At 69.6% G+C, this 16,530-nt stretch carries 15 protein-coding genes; 8 read left to right on the forward strand and 7 right to left on the reverse strand.

The window, feature by feature from the left end; genetic code table 11:
- Nucleotides 1–52 precede the first annotated feature (52 nt).
- On the forward strand, nt 53–4,072 hold the full coding sequence (gene hrpA, locus D458_RS0123840) for an ATP-dependent RNA helicase HrpA (protein WP_017589243.1): 4,020 nt from the start codon (nt 53–55) through the stop codon (nt 4,070–4,072).
- A 69-nt stretch (nt 4,073–4,141) separates the two neighbouring features.
- On the opposite strand, the gene D458_RS0123845 is transcribed toward hrpA, so the two are convergent.
- The 4 genes from D458_RS0123845 to D458_RS0123860 all read right to left on the reverse strand — a co-directional run bounded on the left by D458_RS0123845 (nt 4,142) and on the right by D458_RS0123860 (nt 6,418).
- Entirely contained in the window at nt 4,142–4,633 is a 492-nt protein-coding gene (locus D458_RS0123845; protein WP_017589244.1) for a GNAT family N-acetyltransferase, read from the reverse strand.
- Nucleotides 4,634–4,640: 7 nt separating this feature from the next.
- Nucleotides 4,641–4,916 carry a type II toxin-antitoxin system TacA family antitoxin gene (locus D458_RS0123850; protein WP_017589245.1) on the reverse strand — a complete coding sequence of 92 codons (276 nt, stop codon included), beginning with the start codon at nt 4,914–4,916 and terminating at the stop codon, nt 4,641–4,643.
- A gap of 212 nt (nt 4,917–5,128) precedes the next feature.
- A complete protein-coding gene (locus tag D458_RS0123855) occupies nt 5,129–5,809 on the reverse strand; it encodes a pyridoxamine 5'-phosphate oxidase family protein (RefSeq protein ID WP_017589246.1) in 681 nt (226 codons plus the stop codon).
- Between the two features lie 48 nt (nt 5,810–5,857).
- On the reverse strand, nt 5,858–6,418 hold the full coding sequence (locus tag D458_RS0123860) for a globin domain-containing protein (protein WP_017589247.1): 561 nt from the start codon (nt 6,416–6,418) through the stop codon (nt 5,858–5,860).
- Nucleotides 6,419–6,835: 417 nt separating this feature from the next.
- Here D458_RS0123860 and D458_RS0123865 point away from each other — a divergent pair, with 417 nt between their 5' ends.
- From D458_RS0123865 to D458_RS0123885, 5 genes are all read left to right on the forward strand, one after another.
- Nucleotides 6,836–8,047: a lactonase family protein gene (locus tag D458_RS0123865; protein WP_017589248.1), complete on the forward strand. Its 1,212-nt coding sequence runs from the start codon at nt 6,836–6,838 to the stop codon at nt 8,045–8,047.
- 361 nt (nt 8,048–8,408) lie between these two features.
- A complete protein-coding gene (locus tag D458_RS0123870) occupies nt 8,409–9,068 on the forward strand; it encodes a biotin transporter BioY (protein ID WP_017589249.1) in 660 nt (219 codons plus the stop codon).
- Nucleotides 9,068–9,805: an energy-coupling factor ABC transporter ATP-binding protein gene (locus tag D458_RS0123875; protein ID WP_017589250.1), complete on the forward strand. Its 738-nt coding sequence runs from the start codon at nt 9,068–9,070 to the stop codon at nt 9,803–9,805. The genes D458_RS0123870 and D458_RS0123875 overlap by 1 nt, the downstream gene beginning before the upstream one ends.
- On the forward strand, nt 9,802–10,428 hold the full coding sequence (locus tag D458_RS0123880) for a CbiQ family ECF transporter T component (protein WP_017589251.1): 627 nt from the start codon (nt 9,802–9,804) through the stop codon (nt 10,426–10,428). The genes D458_RS0123875 and D458_RS0123880 overlap by 4 nt, the downstream gene beginning before the upstream one ends.
- Nucleotides 10,429–10,728: 300 nt before the next feature.
- Complete coding sequence (locus D458_RS0123885; protein ID WP_017589252.1) at nt 10,729–11,730, forward strand: serine hydrolase; 1,002 nt, start codon at nt 10,729–10,731, stop codon at nt 11,728–11,730.
- 258 nt (nt 11,731–11,988) lie between these two features.
- On the opposite strand, the gene D458_RS0123890 is transcribed toward D458_RS0123885, so the two are convergent.
- The 3 genes from D458_RS0123890 to fabG all read right to left on the reverse strand — a co-directional run bounded on the left by D458_RS0123890 (nt 11,989) and on the right by fabG (nt 14,277).
- Nucleotides 11,989–12,810, reverse strand: coding sequence for an SAM-dependent methyltransferase (locus D458_RS0123890; RefSeq protein ID WP_017589253.1), 822 nt, complete (start codon nt 12,808–12,810; stop codon nt 11,989–11,991).
- Between the two features lie 76 nt (nt 12,811–12,886).
- Complete coding sequence (locus D458_RS0123895; protein WP_017589254.1) at nt 12,887–13,285, reverse strand: VOC family protein; 399 nt, start codon at nt 13,283–13,285, stop codon at nt 12,887–12,889.
- Nucleotides 13,286–13,518: 233 nt separating this feature from the next.
- On the reverse strand, nt 13,519–14,277 hold the full coding sequence (gene fabG, locus D458_RS0123900) for a 3-oxoacyl-ACP reductase FabG (RefSeq protein WP_026119637.1): 759 nt from the start codon (nt 14,275–14,277) through the stop codon (nt 13,519–13,521).
- Between the two features lie 321 nt (nt 14,278–14,598).
- On the opposite strand from fabG, the gene D458_RS0123905 reads away from it, so the two are divergent.
- On the forward strand, nt 14,599–15,096 hold the full coding sequence (locus tag D458_RS0123905) for an ATP-binding protein (protein ID WP_017589256.1): 498 nt from the start codon (nt 14,599–14,601) through the stop codon (nt 15,094–15,096).
- 267 nt (nt 15,097–15,363) lie between these two features.
- Nucleotides 15,364–16,200 carry a helix-turn-helix domain-containing protein gene (locus tag D458_RS0123910; RefSeq protein ID WP_017589257.1) on the forward strand — a complete coding sequence of 279 codons (837 nt, stop codon included), beginning with the start codon at nt 15,364–15,366 and terminating at the stop codon, nt 16,198–16,200.
- Nucleotides 16,201–16,530 lie beyond the last annotated feature (330 nt).

The raw sequence follows: 16,530 nt of genomic DNA on the forward strand, positions 1-16,530 counted from the left end.
AAACCCGCCCGCCGGGAAAACCGGTTGCCGACCCTCATAACCTTGAGTACTGATGAGCACCACCACGCCCGCGCCCGCCGCGGACCAACTCCGTTCCCGGCTGCGCGACCTCATGCCCGCGGACCGGCACCGGCTCCGTCGTCGTATCGACGGGCTCGCCCGGATCCGCGACGAGCGCCGCCGTGCCTCCGTGACCACGCAGATCGCGGGTGACATCGACCGCGCCGAACTCCGTGTGGGCCTGCGCCGCGAAGCCGTGCCCGAGCTCAGCTACCCCGAAGAGCTGCCGGTCAGCGCCCGGCGCGAGGACATCGCCGAGGCCATCCGCGACAACCAGGTCGTCATCGTCGCCGGTGAGACCGGTTCCGGAAAGACCACCCAGCTGCCCAAGATCTGCCTGGAGCTGGGGCGCGGCGTCATGGGCACGGTCGGGCACACCCAGCCCCGCCGACTGGCCGCACGCACGGTCGCCGAGCGCATCGCGGACGAGATCGGCACCCCGCTGGGCGAGACGGTCGGCTACAAGGTCCGCTTCACGGACTCCTCCAACGAGAGCACGCTCGTCAAGCTGATGACCGACGGCATCCTGCTCGCCGAGATCCAGCACGACCGCATGCTGCGCCAGTACGACACGCTCATCATCGACGAGGCGCACGAGCGCAGCCTCAACATCGACTTCCTGCTCGGCTACCTCAAGCAGCTCCTGCCCAAGCGGCCGGACCTGAAGATCATCATCACCTCGGCGACCATCGACCCCGAGCGGTTCTCCCGCCACTTCGACGACGCCCCCATCGTCGAGGTGTCCGGGCGCACCTACCCGGTCGAGGTCCGCTACCGGCCCATCTCGGACGACATCCTCGATCCGGAGGAGAAGAACCCGGGCCCGGGAACCGACAAGGACCAGACCCAGGCGATCCTGGACGCCGTCGACGAGCTCTCCGGCGAGGCGCCCGGCGACATCCTGATCTTCCTCAGCGGCGAACGCGAGATCCGCGACACCGCCGAGGCCCTGGAGAAGAAGAAGATCCGCGGCCTGGAGGTCCTGCCCCTCTACGCCCGGCTGTCGGTCGGCGAACAGAAACGCGTCTGGTCCAGGCACAGCGGCCGCCGCGTCGTCCTGGCCACCAACGTCGCCGAGACCTCGCTGACGGTCCCCGGCATCAAGTACGTCATCGACCCCGGCACCGCGCGCATCTCCCGGTACTCCCACCGGACCAAGGTCCAGCGCCTGCCCATCGAGGCGGTCTCGCAGGCCTCCGCCAACCAGCGCAAGGGCCGCTGCGGCCGTGTGTCCGAGGGCATCTGCATCCGCCTGTACTCCGAGGAGGACTTCCTCTCCCGCCCGGAGTACACCGACCCCGAGATCCTGCGCACCAACCTCGCCTCGGTCATCCTCCAGATGGCCCACCTCGGCCTGGGCGACGTCGCCGCCTTCCCGTTCGTGGACGGCCCCGACCACCGCCAGATCAAGGACGGCGTCAACCTCCTGGCCGAACTCGGCGCGCTCCAGCCCGAGACGCCGCAGACGAAGACCACCAAACCCTCCGAGCGCGAGGGCGCCGACAGCCAGGAGGGTTCGGACCGGCGGGGCTCCAAGCAGCGCCGCCTCACCCCGATCGGCCGCCGCCTCGCCCAGCTGCCCATCGACCCGCGCCTGGGCCGCATGGTCCTGGAGGCCGAGAAGCGCGACTGCCTGGCCGAGGTCATGGTCATCACCTCGGCCCTGTCCATCCAGGACCCGCGCGAGCGGCCCACGGAGAAGCAGCAGCAGGCCCAGCAGTCCCACGCCCGGTTCACCGACAAGGAATCGGACTTCCTGGCGTTCCTCAACCTGTGGAACCACCTGCGCGACAAGCAGAAGGAGCTGTCCGGCAACCAGTTCCGCCGGATGTGCCGCGAGGAGTTCCTCAACTACCTGCGCGTACGCGAGTGGCAGGACATCCACGGCCAGCTCAAACAGGTGCTGCGCACGATGGACATCGAGGTCCCGCCGCTGCGCGAGGAGGCCGCCGACCCGCGTTCGGTGCACATGTCGCTGCTGGCCGGGCTGCTCTCGCACGTCGGCCTGAAGGACCCGGACAAGCACGAGTACCTGGGCGGCCGGGGGGCGCGCTTCGCGATCTTCCCCGGCTCGGCCCTGTTCAAGAAGCAGCCCCGCTTCGTGATGGTCGGCGAGCTCGTCGAGACCTCCAAGCTGTGGGGCCGCATGGTCGCCAGGATCGAGCCCGAATGGGCCGAGGAGCTCGGCGCCGACATCGTCAAGCGCAGCTACAGCGAACCCCACTGGGAGCGCAAGCGCGGCGCCGTCATGGCGTTCGAGCGGGTCACCCTGTACGGGGTGCCCATCGTCGTGCAGCGCAAGGTGTCCTACGGGAAGATCGACCCCGAGCTCTCCCGCGAGCTGTTCATCCGCCGCGCCCTCGTGGAGGGCGACTGGGAGACCCGGCACCAGTTCTTCCACGACAACCGCAAGCTCCTCGACGAGGTCGAGGACCTGGAGCACCGCGCCCGCCGCCGCGACATCGTCGTGGACGACAACACCCTGTTCGAGTTCTACGACCGCCGCGTCGCGGACTCCGCCGTCTCCGCCGCCCACTTCGACTCCTGGTGGAAGAAGGCCCGCCGAGACGAGCCCGCGCTCCTCGACTTCACCCGCGAGGAGCTCATCAACGACGGCGTGGACATCGTCAGCGAGGACGACTACCCGGACGTGTGGCGTCAGGGCGCGTTCGTCTTCCCGCTCACCTACCAGTTCGAGCCGGGCAGCGACTCCGACGGCGTCACCGCGCACATCCCGGTGAAGTTCCTCAACCAGGTCGAGAACACCGGTTTCGACTGGCAGATCCCCGGTCTGCGCAACGAACTCATCACCGCGCTGATCCGTTCGCTGCCCAAGCCGCTGCGCCGCCACTTCGTGCCGGTCCCGGACAACGCGGCCCGCGCCCGGGGCGGTCTGACGCCCTACGAGGGGTCGCTCACCGAGGCGCTGGCCGCCGAACTCACCGTGATGGCGTACGGCGAGCGCGTCCGCGCCGAGGACTTCCAGCTGGACCGGGTCCCCGACCACCTGCGCATCACGTTCCGCGCGATCGACGACCGGGGGCGCACCCTGGCCGAGTCCAAGGACCTCGAACAGCTGCGCGCCAAACTCAAACCCCGGCTGCGCGAGGCGATCGCCACCGAGGCCAAGGGCGTGGAGAGGAAGGGCATCACCTCCTGGGACTTCGGTCCGCTGGAGCAGACCCTGGAGCGCAAGGCCCTGGGCCCGAAGGTCAAGGGCTACCCCGCCCTGGTGGACGAGGGCGAGAGCGTCGCCATCCGCATCTTCGACACCCAGGCCGAACAGCGCTCCGCGATGCGCGCGGGCACCCGGCGCCTGCTCATGCTGAACATCCCGTCCCCGGCGACGGCGGTCAGCAAGGGCCTGAACAACCCGGACAAGCTCGCCCTGGCGGACAACCCGCACGGCTCCATCCGCAAGATGCTGGAGGACGCCGAGTCCGCCGCCGTCGACCACCTGCTCACCCGTGAGGGCGGCCCGGTGTGGAACGGTGAGGACTTCGCCCGGCTCGCCGACCGCGTCCGCGCCGACCTCGGCGATACCCTCGCCGAGATCCTGGGCAAGGCCGCCCGCATCCTCGTGCTGTGGCGCAAGGTCTCCAAGAAGGTCAAGGGCACCACGTCCCTCGCGGTCCTGCCGTCCCTCAACGACGTCCAGGGCCAGCTCGGCGACCTCGTCGGAGACGGGTTCGTCACCCGCGCGGGCCTGTCCCGCCTGGACGACGTGCACCGCTACCTGCGCGGTATCGAGTACCGGCTGGAGAAGCTCCCGGAGAACCCGCGCCGCGACCAGGTCGGCATGTCCAAGGTCGAACAGATGCGCCAGGCCGTCGCCAAGGTCAAGGGCGTTCTGCCCGCCGGCCGCGCCGACGACCCGGACGTGGTCGAGCTGCGCTGGATGCTGGAGGAGTACCGGGTGAGCCTCTTCGCCCAGGAGCTGCGCACCGCGTACCCGGTCTCGGACAAACGCATCATGAAGGCCCTGGAGGCCGTCAGGAAGCCCGGGAAGTAGCCCGAACCAGCGAGTGCCCCCGGACCTCGGTCCGGGGGCACTCCGTGCTCCTGAGGGCGCGGGCGGTGCCTACACCATGGTCCTGGCGATGTCGCTCATCTTGCGATAGAGCCGCATGCTGCCGGGGATGCCGCGGAAACCGTGCTTCTCGTAGAAGGTGCGGGCGTCATCGTCCAGAGCGTCCACCACGAAGAACCGCACGGCGAAGATCTCGTTCCCGGCCAGGGCCCGCTCGAAGGAATCCACCAGGAGAACGGGACCTAGACCCTGCCCCTGGTAACGCGTGCCCAACGCCAGTCTCGCCAGCAGCACCGCCGGAATCGTGTGCGTACTGCCCCGAGCCAGGTTCCTGGGCAGTTCTTCCTTCTCCAGGGACGTGGAGGTGAAGGAGTAGTAGGCGGCGACCTCTCTGCTGCCCTCCTCACACCAGACGAACGTGGCGGCGGTGTTGTTCGCACGCGCGTGGAGCGCGCTTCTGCGTAGCCAGGTGTCCAGCTCCTCCTTCCCACAGGAGAAGGATTCGAGCTCGTGCTCCCGACTGAGGGGCTGGCAGACGAACACGGTCGGGCTACCTCTTCTTCACTGTGGAGCGGTGCCTGCGCACAGCCGAGGCCAGCTCCTCGATCGGCTCCGCGGGCTCTTCCAGGGACTCGACCATGGCGTCGAAGAACGCGGCGGGGACCCTGGTGGTCTGCTCACGCTCCACGACCTCTTCGGCCGCTTCCCGGGCTGCTCGGGCGACGAACTTGGAAGCGGACTCGTGGTTGATGCGTGCGGCCTCGAGGAACAGTGCCTTGTCCTCGGGCGTCACCCTGACTTCGATCCGTTCCGTTGCGGTGCTCATGGGCGGGCCTTTCCGGTGGAGCTCCGGCTCGGGCTTCCCTCCCCAGACCGGAGTGCTCTCGATTGTACGGCACTTGTACGGAATTAATGCGGAAGTGAGAAGGGGGCCTTGTCCTGCAGCGAGACGAGGCACGCCCTTGTCCGCGGCCTGCCCCGCTCAGCCCGGGCGGGGCAGGCACGCTCCGCTGAGCGGAACAAGCCGAGTGGTGGCGCCTACCGCCAGCCCGTTCCGGCGGTGGTACGGGTGGGGGCCTGGCGTTCCCGGGCCGCGCGTTCCCGGTCCTCGCGCTCCTGCTTGGTGCCGAAGAAGTCCCCGCCCTTGCGCAGCACGTCGTCGGTGCCCCAGGACTCGTCGGCGCCGACCTTGCGCAGGTGCGGGATGTGCTTGCGGCAGTGGATGTAGGCCTCCTCGACCTGGACCACCATCCACAGCAGCGCGCGCTGTCCCGGCACCTGGGGCAGGGGCAGGTCCGGGACGTGGGAGCGCAGGCGCTCGTCCTCGGTGATCTTCACCCGGCCGTTGACGTGGAGGCCGATCCGTTCCCGCTCGAAGTCCAGGAACATCAGGCCGATGTGCGGGTTCTGGACGACGTTGCCCGCGCTGGCGAACACGCCGTTGCCCCGGTACTCCGGGTAGGCCAGGGTGCGGTCGTCGATGACGTGCACGAAACCGGGCGGCCCGGCCCTGAAGCTGGAGTCGCACTCGCCCTGGAGGTCCGCCGTCGCGATGAACAGCATCTCCTGGCGTGCGATGAACTCCTTCATCGCCGGGTTGAGGTGGTCCAGCATCTGGTCGCGGTAGAAGCGGTCGGCCCTGTCCTTGGTGCCCAGGACCTCCTGTACGTAGTGCTCCCCTTCTGTTCCGGGCCTGTGGTGCTGATCGGAGTGTGACATGAAGAAGGCTTTCGACGGTGTACGGGGCAGGGACGGTGCCGGTTCCGGTCAGCGCGTCCGGTAGGGCGACGAGGAGGGCGCGGAGCGCGGAGAGGCCGAGGCGTGACGGGCAGGGGAGGGGGCCGCGGAGTTCGGGGAGCTCGAGGCGTGACGGGCGCGCGAGGGGGCCGCGGAGTTCGGGGAGGCGGCCTCGGCCTGCTCCGCCCCGGCCAGCATGTTCGCGGTGATCCACTGGTAGACCAGCACCCAGGCCGAACTCATCGAGGAGGACCAGGTGGGGGAGATCTCGCTGACGGCACGGACCAGGGCGCGCCCCACGTGCGGGTAGTGCTCCGGGAGGACCCCGAGTTCCAATCGGTGCTGCAGCCCTAGGCGCCGGAGGTAGTCCGCGACCTCGTCAGGGGTGTCGAGGTGCTGCACCACGGCCAGGAGGGCGTCGGCCATCCGCTGCTGCTGCGGCTTGATGTCCTCCGAGAACATGGCCCGCACCTCGGGGACCATGCTGAAGAGGTTGTCGTAGAAGCTCTTGGCCAGTCGCGTCGATCCCTGGGGGACGTCGACGGCTGACTGACGGACCAGGTCGATGATCTCCTGGTCGGGCAACGGCACTTGCGATATCGGGCGAAGGGACAAGGCTGATCCAGTGTTCGGGTGAGCGGGGAACCACGGACCGAGGGGGAGAGCTGCGGCGCGCTCTCGGTTTCCGGGGGTGGTGCGGGGCCTTGGACGGGCATTGTTCCGCGGGGCGCGCGGGAGGTCCCGCGGCGGCCCGAATCGGGTCACATGGTCTGTAGGCGGCCCTGGCCTGCCCGACTCGGGCTATTGGGGAGGAACTGTAACAGACTCGCTACGTAGCGGAGAGCCCTCATCTGCGACTGGTGAGTAGCTTTGGGACCCCTGTGGTTACGCCTGGTGACAATTCCCGCTGGTGCGCGTATCGCCTTCCCCGGCCGGAACCGGGACGGTAACATGCCGCCGGTGGTATGGACCGCATCCCGCTGATCGGCGACGGAAACGAGGCACCCGGTGGACACACCGCGACGGCTCCTGCTCGTGGGGACCTACACCCCCGACTCCGAACCGCCGGGGGAGGGCCAGGGCATCCACCGGGTCTGGTTCGACCCCGAGACCGGCGAACTCGGCGCCGACGGTGTCGCCGCCCGCACCACAGGGCCCTCGTTCCTGGCCTTCCGGCCCGAACCCCCCACGGTGTACGCGGTCAACGAGCAGGCCAAGGGCTCACTCACCGCCTTCCGGATCGACGGGAACGCCGACCTCACCGAACTCGGCTCCGTGCCCACCGGCGGCGGCTCGCCCTGCCACGTGCGCTACCTGGGCCCCGAACAGGTGGCGGTCGCCAACTACGCCAACGGCGTGGTGACCTTCCAGCCCACGGCGGACGACGGTACCCCCACCGGACCCGGCCGCGAACTCCCGCACCGCGGCCACGGACCGGTCACCGACCGCCAGGAGGGGCCGCACGCGCACAGCACCGCGATCGTCCTCGACTCCCACGAACCCCGGCTGCGCTACCTGCTCGCCGCCGACCTGGGTACCGACGAACTGCGCGTCTACCACTACGCCACGCCCCTGAGCCCGGAGAACGAGGGGCCGGCCCCCGAAGCCGAGGAAGGGCTGCTCCGCACCGTCCAGCTCCCCTCGGGTACCGGTCCCCGGCACATGGCCGTCAACGGCGGTTACGTCTACGTCGCCGGAGAACTGGACTCCCGCGTGCACACCGTGCGCTGGAACCCCCGCAACGGCACCGGCGAACACCTGGGCTCCCTGCCCGCCCTCGGCGCGCACACCGCCGCCGTGACCGAGGCCAACTTCCCGGCCGAGATCACCCTGCACCGGCTCAAGGTCGAGGGCCGCGCGATCGCCGACGGCGACGCCCTGCCGATGACCAACACCTACGAGGGCCGCGTGTACCTGTCCAACCGGGGCGCCGACGTCATCTCGACCTTCGCCGTGCGCGACGAGGGTGCCCGCCTGGAGCACCTCGCCGACACCCCCGTGGGCGCCTGTCCCCGCCACTTCACCGTGGTCCGCGGCCACAACGGCCAGCCCGACCACCTGGTCGCGGCGGCCCAGAACGGCGACTCCCTGATGTCGCTGCGCATCGACCCCGACACCGGGATCCCCGCCGACACCGGCCACCGCCTGGAGATCCCGGTCCCCGTGTGCGTGCTGCCCGTCCCCATCAAGCGCATCCGCAACGCCGAGGGAGCCCGCTAGCGAGCCCGTGACCGCCGCCTCCGACGGACGGCGGTCACGGCGCCCAGCCACCCGGCCGTCGGGGCCGTCGCACACAGCACCGAGGCCGCGACGAACCCGGCCATGCCGGTTCCCAGCACACGCCGGTGCCGAACACGTCCCCGAGCCGTCCGCCGACGGTCAGGAGGACGGCGAGGGCCAGGGTGCGGGAGGAGCCGCTGGCGGCGGCGGTGGCGTCACCCGCACCTGTGACCTGGCTCTCAGGCGTACCCCTACAACTCCGGCGCTCCTCTTCTGTGCGCCCCGCCGCCTCCCCGGCAACCCCTCATAACGGACAATGGAAGGTGATCCGCTCCCGACACCTCCCCGAGGGGAACCACGCATGCCCACCACTGTGACGACCCACGTCCGCTACCGGGGTCTGACGTCGCGCGACCTCGCACTCGTCGCCGTGTTCGCCGCGCTCATCGCCGCGCTGAGCATCACCGTCGCCATCCCCATCCCCTTCTCCCCGGTGCCGATCACCCTCCAGACCCTGGGCGTCATGCTCGCCCCCAGCCTCCTCGGCTGGAAGCGCGGCAGCCTCGCCGTGGTCACCTTCCTCGCCCTCGGCCTGGCCGGACTCCCCCTCTTCGCGGGCGGTCGCGGCGGACTCGCCGTCCTCGCCGGCCCCTCCGCCGGGTTCATCGTCAGCTGGGTCTTCGCCGCCCTCGTCATCGGCCTGCTCACCGACCTCATGGTCCGCAAGGGCAAGTACAGCTTCTGGCAGGGCCTGGTCATCAACGCCCTCGGCGGCATCGTCGTCATCTACGCCATCGGTGTCCCCTGGATGGCCCTGGTCCTCGGTGACGCCGTCCTCGCGTCGCTCCTGTCCATGGCGGTCTTCCTCCCCGGTGACATCGTCAAGGCCGTGGTCACCGCCGCCATCGCCGCCGCCGTCTTCCGCGCCTACCCGATCCCGCCCGCCGGCCGGCCGGTCGCCGACGAGAGCGCGGACGCCGCCGCCGAAGCCGCCGGGGGCCCGGAGGAGAAGAACGCCTGATGCTCCGTCTCGAGGGGGTCTCCCATTCCTACGAAGGCCGCGCGGTCCTGCGCGACATCAGCCTCGACCTCGCCGAGCACCGCGTCGGCGTGATCGGGGCCAACGGATCGGGCAAGTCCACGCTCGCCCGCACCCTCAACGGGCTCGTCCTGCCGGACCGGGGCCGTGTGTCGCTGGGGGAGTGGGACACCCGGCGGCACGCCAAGCACATCCGGCGCCGCGTCGGTTTCGTCTTCTCCGACGCCGCCAACCAGATCATCATGCCGACGGTCGCCGAGGACGTGGAGATCGGCCTGCGCGCCCTGCGACTGGGCCGCGCCGAGACCGCCCGCCGGGTGGACGCCGTCCTGGAGCGGTACGGCCTCGCCGACCACCGGGACCACCCCGGGCACCTGCTGTCGGGCGGCCAGAAACAGCTCCTCGCCCTGGCCTCGGTCCTGGTCACCGAGCCCGAGATCCTGGTCTGTGACGAGCCCACCACCCTGCTCGACCTGCGCAACACCCGCATGGTCCACCGCACCCTGGCCGGGCTCGACCAGCGGGTCGTCCTCTTCACCCACGACCTCGACCTGCTCACCGGCTTCGACCGGGTCCTGGTCATGAGTGAGGGACGGGTGGCCTTCGACGGCCTCCCCGCCGACGCGGTGGCCTTCTACACCGAGCTCATGGACAGCGAGCCCCTGGAACCGGGGGAGCCCGGCCCCGCAACCGCACCCCGAGCGGGGACCGGCGAGTGAGCGTGATCGGCCTCTACGTCCCCGGCACCGGCCCCCTGCACCGGATCGCCGCCGGACCCAAGCTCCTTGCGCTGCTGGTCGCCGGTGCCGCGCTGCTGATCGCCGCCCACCTGTGGGCGGCCCTGGGCGCCCTCGCCGCGAGCCTGCTCCTGTACCCGCTCGTGGGCCTGCACCCGCGCCGTGCGCTCGGGGTGCTGCGTGCCCTGTGGCCGTTCCTGCTGGCCATCGGGGTGTTCCAGACCCTGTTCGTCGGCGCCTGGGCCGAAGGAGCGCGGCTCTGCGCTCAGCTCGCCGCGCTGGTCCTGCTCGCCAACGCCGTCACCCTCACCACCCGTGTGCGGGAGATGCTGGACCTCTTCGAGCGCCTCGCCCGGCCGCTGCGCCACGTGGGCGTCAACCCCGACCGGGTCGCCCTGGTCCTGGCCCTGACCATCCGCTCCATCCCGATGGTCGCCACCGCCTGGCACGCCGCCCGCGAGGGGTACCGCGCCCGTGGGCTCTCCGGCCGCCCGCACCTGCTGGTGGTGCCGGTGATCGTCCAGCTGCTCCGGATGGCCGACGCCACCGGTGAGGCCCTCGTGGCCCGAGGGATCGACGAGGACACCCGGGTCCGGACGGACTGAACCGGCTCCGGGGCCGGACGCCGCCCCTGTGCCCCTGTTCCTCTGCGCCCCTGCGTGCACCGGACACCCCTACGCGGCTCCGGACACCCCTGCGCACCCCCGGGTCACCGTGCCGTATGTGGCGGGAAATCCCCTCGTGGCGAACGTGCCGCTTGTTCCGCTCCGCACCTGGGGCACGGGTGTGAGTGCGCATGCGGAACTCGGTACCGATTCAGTATCGGATGGGTGATTTTCGCCAGGCGCGAGGGAATAATATCCGGCACAGGACATCCCCCACGGTGTAAACGAACCGGTGATCGTGTGATCCGGCGTCTCCCCGCCGACCGACGAGTCTGGTCCATCGCGACGGCCACCCTCGTCGCCTTACTCATGACCTTCGCCCTCCCCGGGGCGCTCTCCGCGAACGACGTCGCCCTGACCCCCGACACGGCGTTCCTCAACCAGCTGGCCGCCCCGACCCAGCTGCCGCTGGTGCCCTTCGCCCCGGTCACCGCGCCCGCGCAGGGCGGTAGCGCCCTGCCGGCGACGGAGCGGGCCGCCCTCACCGAACGGATCGAGGGCATCGACGCCGAGCACGGAGCGGAGTTCGGGATCGCGGTCCAGGACCTGCGCACCGGGACGACCTTCAGCTACAACGCGCACCAGCGGTTCCCCACCGCGAGCGTCGCCAAGCTGACCGTCCTCACCATGCTCCTCATGCGGGCGGAGGAGGAGGACCGTGAACTCACCACAGGAGAACGCGCCCAGGCCGAGCGGATGATCCGGTACAGCGACAACTCCGTCACCGACGAGCTCTACTCCCGGATGGGCTTCACCGACGGGTTCCTCCGCCACGCGGGCAACCTCGGGTTCACCGATACCGAACCCCACCCGGGCGGGAGCTGGGGCTCGACGATGACCACCCCGTCGGACCAGGTCCGTCTGCTGCGCGCCCTGTACACCGACGAGGGTCCGCTCTCCGACGACGGCCGCGCCTACGTCCGCGGGCTCATGGAGGCGGTCGCCCCCGAACAGGCCTGGGGCGTCTCCGCGGCGGCCGGCCCCGAGGACACCGTCGGGAACAAGAACGGCTGGACTCCGCGCCCCTCCAACGGCGGCCTGTGGAACGTCAACAGCGTCGGGTACGTCAGCGGCCCCGACCACGAGTACCTGATCGCGGTCCTCAGCGACGGCAACTCCGACTACGTCACGGGGGTCAGCCTGGTGGAGGAGGTGGTCGCCGAGGTCACCGAAGCCATCGAGGGCGGCCTCACCGCCGACGCGCCCGGCGCCCACGACGAGGCCGCCCTTCCCACCCGTTGAAGGGCGGTGGAGGAACCTCTGTCCCCCACCCGCCCGTGAGAACCAGCCAGAGACCGGTGCCGCACATGACGCCCAGCAGGTTCCGCCTCGCACTCGCTGCTCCGCTGCTGCTGTTGCCCGCCTGCGATCCCCCCTGGGGCCCGCCAGTAGCCGGGACGACGCGGACCAAGTTCATCTCTCGGAGACCCTGCCCGCCGAGTAGGTACCGGGGGCCGGTCACAGCCTCGGCCGCCGGGGACGGGCCTGTTCGGAGAAGACCTACGGTTTGCGTCCCACACCGCAGAAGGCGTCGACCGCGCGGGGTTCACCGATGTCCGTCGAGTCGGGGCGCCACAGCGGGGTCGACACGACACCGGGCTCCAGTAGTTCGAGCCCCTTGAAGAAATGTGCGATGCCCTCCGGTGTGCGCTGGGCGATCGCCGCCGACCCCTCGCTGTTCCACAACTGTTCGAGCTTGGCCATCTCCTCCGGGTGCACGACGTTGGTGGCGTCGTTGAACACCAGGTAACTCCCCGAGGGCAGGGCGTCCACGAGGCGGCTGACGACGGAGTACGCCTCCTCGTCGTCGGTGACGTGCTCCACGCTGCCCATGAGCATGAGCGCGATCGGCTGTTCGAAGTCCAGGGTGTCCGCGGCCGCGCGCAGGATGTTCTCGGGTTCGCGCAGGTCCGCGTCGAGGTAGGTGGTGAAGCCCTCGGGGGCGCCGACCAACAGGGCGCGCGCGTGGGCGAGCACGAGGGGGTCGTTGTCCACGTACACGATGCGGGACTCCGGGGCCAAGGACTGTGCGACCTCGTGGGTGTTGTTGGAGGTAGGCAGTCCGGTGCCGACGTCGAGGAACTGGCGAACCCCGGCTTCTCCTGCCAGGTGGCTGACCGCACGCACCAGGAAGGCCCGCGAGACGCGGGCGATCTCGCCCACGACCGGTGCGACCCGCAGGATCTGTTCGCCTACTTCGCGGTCGACCGGATAGTTGTCCTTGCCTCCCAGCCAGTAGTTCCAGATCCGGGCGGAGTGCGGAACCGAGGTGTCGACCGTGACGCTGTGCGCGCGGTCCGTGGGGGTGGAATCGCTTGCCATGGGGAGCTCCTACAGGGCATTCATCAGATGCCCGGGGGGTGAGCCGGACGGGGGAGACGGGGCCGGACCGATGCGGTCATACGTCGCGGGAGGACAGGACGCAGAACTCGTTCCCTTCGGGGTCGGCGAGGACGTCCCAGGTGACCCCGTCGCCCTGGCCCACGTCCGTCCTGGTGGCTCCCAGGGCGAGCAGGCGCTCGATCTCGGCGTCCCGGTCGTCGTCCACATGCGGGGCGAAGTCCAGGTGGATCCGGTTCTTCGTCTGCTTGTCGTGCCCGACCGGCACGAACACCAGGCCCGGAGGTACCTGGTGGAAGGGCAGCTTCGGCCCGAGCTCCTGCGCCCAGGGCGGCCACAGGACGACCTCCTCATCGGTGTCGAAGGCCGTCTGCCACCCGAGCGCCTCCGCCCACCAACGGGCCAGCGCCCGGTGGTCGCGCGCCTCGATCACGGTGGAGTACCAACGCACTGCCATGGAACCACTCCTCATCCTGTCGGTCTGCGACCGTACCCCGCGCCGCGGACACTCATGTTCGCCGAACCACCGAACGCACCCGTCACCGGCGGGGGTGGCCGGTTCCGGCCAGGCGGGTCCGCCGCAGGGCCGGGCCTCCGCCCCCGCACACGGCGGCGCCCCGCCGGAACACTCCGACGGGGCGCCTCGCACGGTCGTCCCGGGGTCGTGGGAACCCCTGGAACCTGGAAGACCTAGTCCAGGGGACCACCGGCGACATACATGACCTGGCCCGACACGAAGCCGGCGTCCTCAGCGGTGAAGAACGCGACGGCGTTGGCGATGTCCTCCGGGTAGCCGACCCGCTGGACCGGGATCTCGGCGGACTTGAAGGCCTTCATGTCGTCGTAGTCGACACCGACCCGCTCGGCGGTGGCGCGGGTCATCGCGGTCTCGATGAACCCGGGGGCGACCGCGTTGCAGGTGATGCCGAACTTGCCCAGCTCGATCGCGAGGGTCTTGGTGAAACCCTGGAGACCGGCCTTGGCCGCCGAGTAGTTGGCCTGGCCGCGGTTGCCCAGCGCCGAGGAGCTGGACAGGTTCACGATCCGACCCCACTTGGCGGCGGTCATGTGGGCCTGGGCGGCCTTGCTCATCAGGAACGCACCGCGCAGGTGGACGTTCATGACGGTGTCCCAGTCGTCCGGGGACATCTTGAACAGGAGGTTGTCGCGGAGCACACCGGCGTTGTTGACAAGGATGGCGGGCGGGCCGAGCCGCTCGGCGACGGTGTCGACCGCGGCGGTCACCTGGTCGGCGTCGGAGACGTCGCAGCCCACCGCGATGGCCTGGCCACCGTCGGCCTTGATGCGGTCCACGACCTCCTGGGCGTCGGACTCCTTCAGGTCCAGCACGGCCACGGCGCGGCCCTCACGGGCCAGGCGCTCGGCCGTCGCGGCACCGATACCGCGGGCCGCGCCGGTCACGATCGCCACACGAGGCGTTGGGGACATGGTGTTACCTCCATAATTCACGTGGTGGGCGCGGAGGAATCCTATCCGCATGCCTACCGGTCGGTACGTGCCCGGGGGGCGGTTGCGGACCTCTTTCGAAACGCCGCGGTAACGCTTCCGCAGCAGCTTCGCGATACCTCTCACCTGCGGGCCGGTAAACCTTTCGGGTTCGTGTCCGCGTTTGCCTGCACTTTGTCCAAGCGTGGCCTACGATTGCCTCCAAGACCGAGATGCACGTGCATTCGGGGCGTGCACCAGCACGAGCCTTCCGCCTGTTCGTTGGCGGCCCGGCGCACGAAGCGTCAGTGAGGAGTGAAGGGCATGGAGTGTGCGGAGGCGGTGTCGAAGCCGACCGGTGCTTGGTGGCTCAGGGTCCTGACCCACGGCTCGCGCCGCTGGAACACCCCGGTCTGCGGCGACCGGCACGACGCCGTGACGTGGACCTTCGAGCCCCGTCCCATGGCGGTCTCCGCCGCCCGTGAGATTTCCGCGGCTCTGCTCCTCGAATGGGAGATGGAGTACTTGTCCGGTGACGTGGCAGTGGTTGTTTCCGAATTGGTCACCAATGCGGTGCGCCATGGAGGACCGCTGGCCTTGACCAGGCAGGGCGACGCCGGTATTCAGCTCTCCCTCATGCGCAGCGGTAGTGAATTCATCTGCGCCGTTCGCGACGGCGGAGATCGCTTGCCCCGCAGAAGGGAAGCCGATCCGAGCATGGAGGGCGGCAGAGGACTTGCCCTGGTGAGCGCTTTCGCGCGAGAGTGGGGTGTGATTCCCACACCGCCCGGCGGAAAGTTCGTTTGGGCGCAATTCGTGTGAGTCGATGACAGGAGGCCCGTTCTCGGGCGTGACCCCCCGCGGGAGGGCACCGAGGGCGGCTCACCCAGCGGTCCGGAGGGCCGAAGGGGCGAACGGGGACGATCCGTGGGCAGAACGAGGCACTGGCTATATCGTGTACGTGTAGTGTCCTGAGCGCACGGCAAAGGGGTCCGAGCGACCCGATACCCTTGTTCGGAGAATGACAGAGAGGCGGCGAAGGTGGATATCGCTCAATTGCGTCAGGGGAGTGGCCCCACCGTGCGCCGTATGCTCCTCGGGTTCCAGCTGAGGCAGTATCGCGAGCGCGGTGGCTTCACGAGTGAGGCCGCGGGCGAGAGGATTCGTGCTTCCGCCTCCAAGATCAGCCGCATGGAACTCGGCCGGGTCGGTTTCAAGATCCGCGATATCGAGGACCTCCTGAAGATGTACGGCGTGACGGACCGCAAGGTCCAGAAGCAATTTCGGGAACTCGTGGCCGAATCCAACAAGCCCGGTTGGTGGAAGGAGTACGGCGACGCCCTCCACAAGTGGTTCATCCGCTACGTGGGCTTCGAGGAGGCCGCCGACCAGATCCGGATCTACGAGTCCCAGTTCGTCCCCGGTCTGCTGCAGACCGAGGAGTACGCCCGGGAGATCATCTCCGGCGGCGTTCAGACGGACGAGGTGACCGAGCAGCGGATCAAGGCCAGACTCACCAGACAGAAGCACCTCGAGGCCGGCAAGCGGATGTGGATCATCCTCGACGAGGCGGCCGTGCGCCGTCCCATCGGGGGCAAGGAGCGCGGCCGGGAGATCATGCGCGGTCAGCTGCGCCACCTGATCCACCTCTGCGAGAACTTCGAGAACGTCACGCTCCAGATCGTCCCCTTCGAGGTGGGCGCGCACGCGGCGGAGGCCGGTTCCTTCACCATCCTGCGCTACTCCGAGTTCGAGCTCTCCGACATCGTCTACCTCGAACAGCTCACCGACGGCGAGGTCATGGACAAGCCGGCCACGGTCGAGGCCTACACCAAGGCCATGACCAGGCTCAGCGTCTCGGCGGCCACTCCCGACGAGACACTCTCCATGCTCAAGGACATGCTGAAGGACCTCGAAGAGGGCTGATCGAGAGGGCTGGCCCCAGAAGAGCTCAGAAGCGGCGCCTCGGGTACCGACCGGCGCTGTTTTCGTGTCTCGGCCCGGGAGGGCGTCGGTCCGCGTGCGTGGACCCGGGGGCGCGGGGTCCGAGAGCTCGTGTGAACCCGAGCGTGGGAACCCGGACGCGGGGCCTGGGCGTGCGGGACCGTGTTCGTGCGGACCGGGGTGTGCGTCAAGCAGAGGGCCCCGCCCGCCGGGCGGAGCCCTCCAGTGGTGTGGAACCCCCCTGCGGCCTGGGAGAGAGCAATGGTTACGGCTTACCAGGCCGCGAATGACACGCCACCCCATGGCGCGCTG

Source organism: Nocardiopsis ganjiahuensis DSM 45031 (assembly GCF_000341085.1).
GTDB lineage: Bacteria > Actinomycetota > Actinomycetes > Streptosporangiales > Streptosporangiaceae > Nocardiopsis > Nocardiopsis ganjiahuensis.

Excerpts from the sequence above, each read along its gene's own strand:
- hrpA (WP_017589243.1), top strand. The coding sequence starts at position 53 with ATGAGCACCACCACGCCCGCGCCCGCCGCGGACCAACTCCGTTCCCGG.
- D458_RS0123850 (WP_017589245.1), bottom strand. The coding sequence starts at position 4,916 with ATGAGCACCGCAACGGAACGGATCGAAGTCAGGGTGACGCCCGAGGAC.
- D458_RS0123855 (WP_017589246.1), bottom strand. The coding sequence starts at position 5,809 with ATGTCACACTCCGATCAGCACCACAGGCCCGGAACAGAAGGGGAGCAC.
- D458_RS0123870 (WP_017589249.1), top strand. The coding sequence starts at position 8,409 with ATGCCCACCACTGTGACGACCCACGTCCGCTACCGGGGTCTGACGTCG.
- D458_RS0123875 (WP_017589250.1), top strand. The coding sequence starts at position 9,068 with ATGCTCCGTCTCGAGGGGGTCTCCCATTCCTACGAAGGCCGCGCGGTC.
- D458_RS0123890 (WP_017589253.1), bottom strand. The coding sequence starts at position 12,810 with ATGGCAAGCGATTCCACCCCCACGGACCGCGCGCACAGCGTCACGGTC.
- D458_RS0123895 (WP_017589254.1), bottom strand. The coding sequence starts at position 13,285 with ATGGCAGTGCGTTGGTACTCCACCGTGATCGAGGCGCGCGACCACCGG.
- fabG (WP_026119637.1), bottom strand. The coding sequence starts at position 14,277 with ATGTCCCCAACGCCTCGTGTGGCGATCGTGACCGGCGCGGCCCGCGGT.
- D458_RS0123905 (WP_017589256.1), top strand. The coding sequence starts at position 14,599 with ATGGAGTGTGCGGAGGCGGTGTCGAAGCCGACCGGTGCTTGGTGGCTC.
- D458_RS0123910 (WP_017589257.1), top strand. The coding sequence starts at position 15,364 with ATGCTCCTCGGGTTCCAGCTGAGGCAGTATCGCGAGCGCGGTGGCTTC.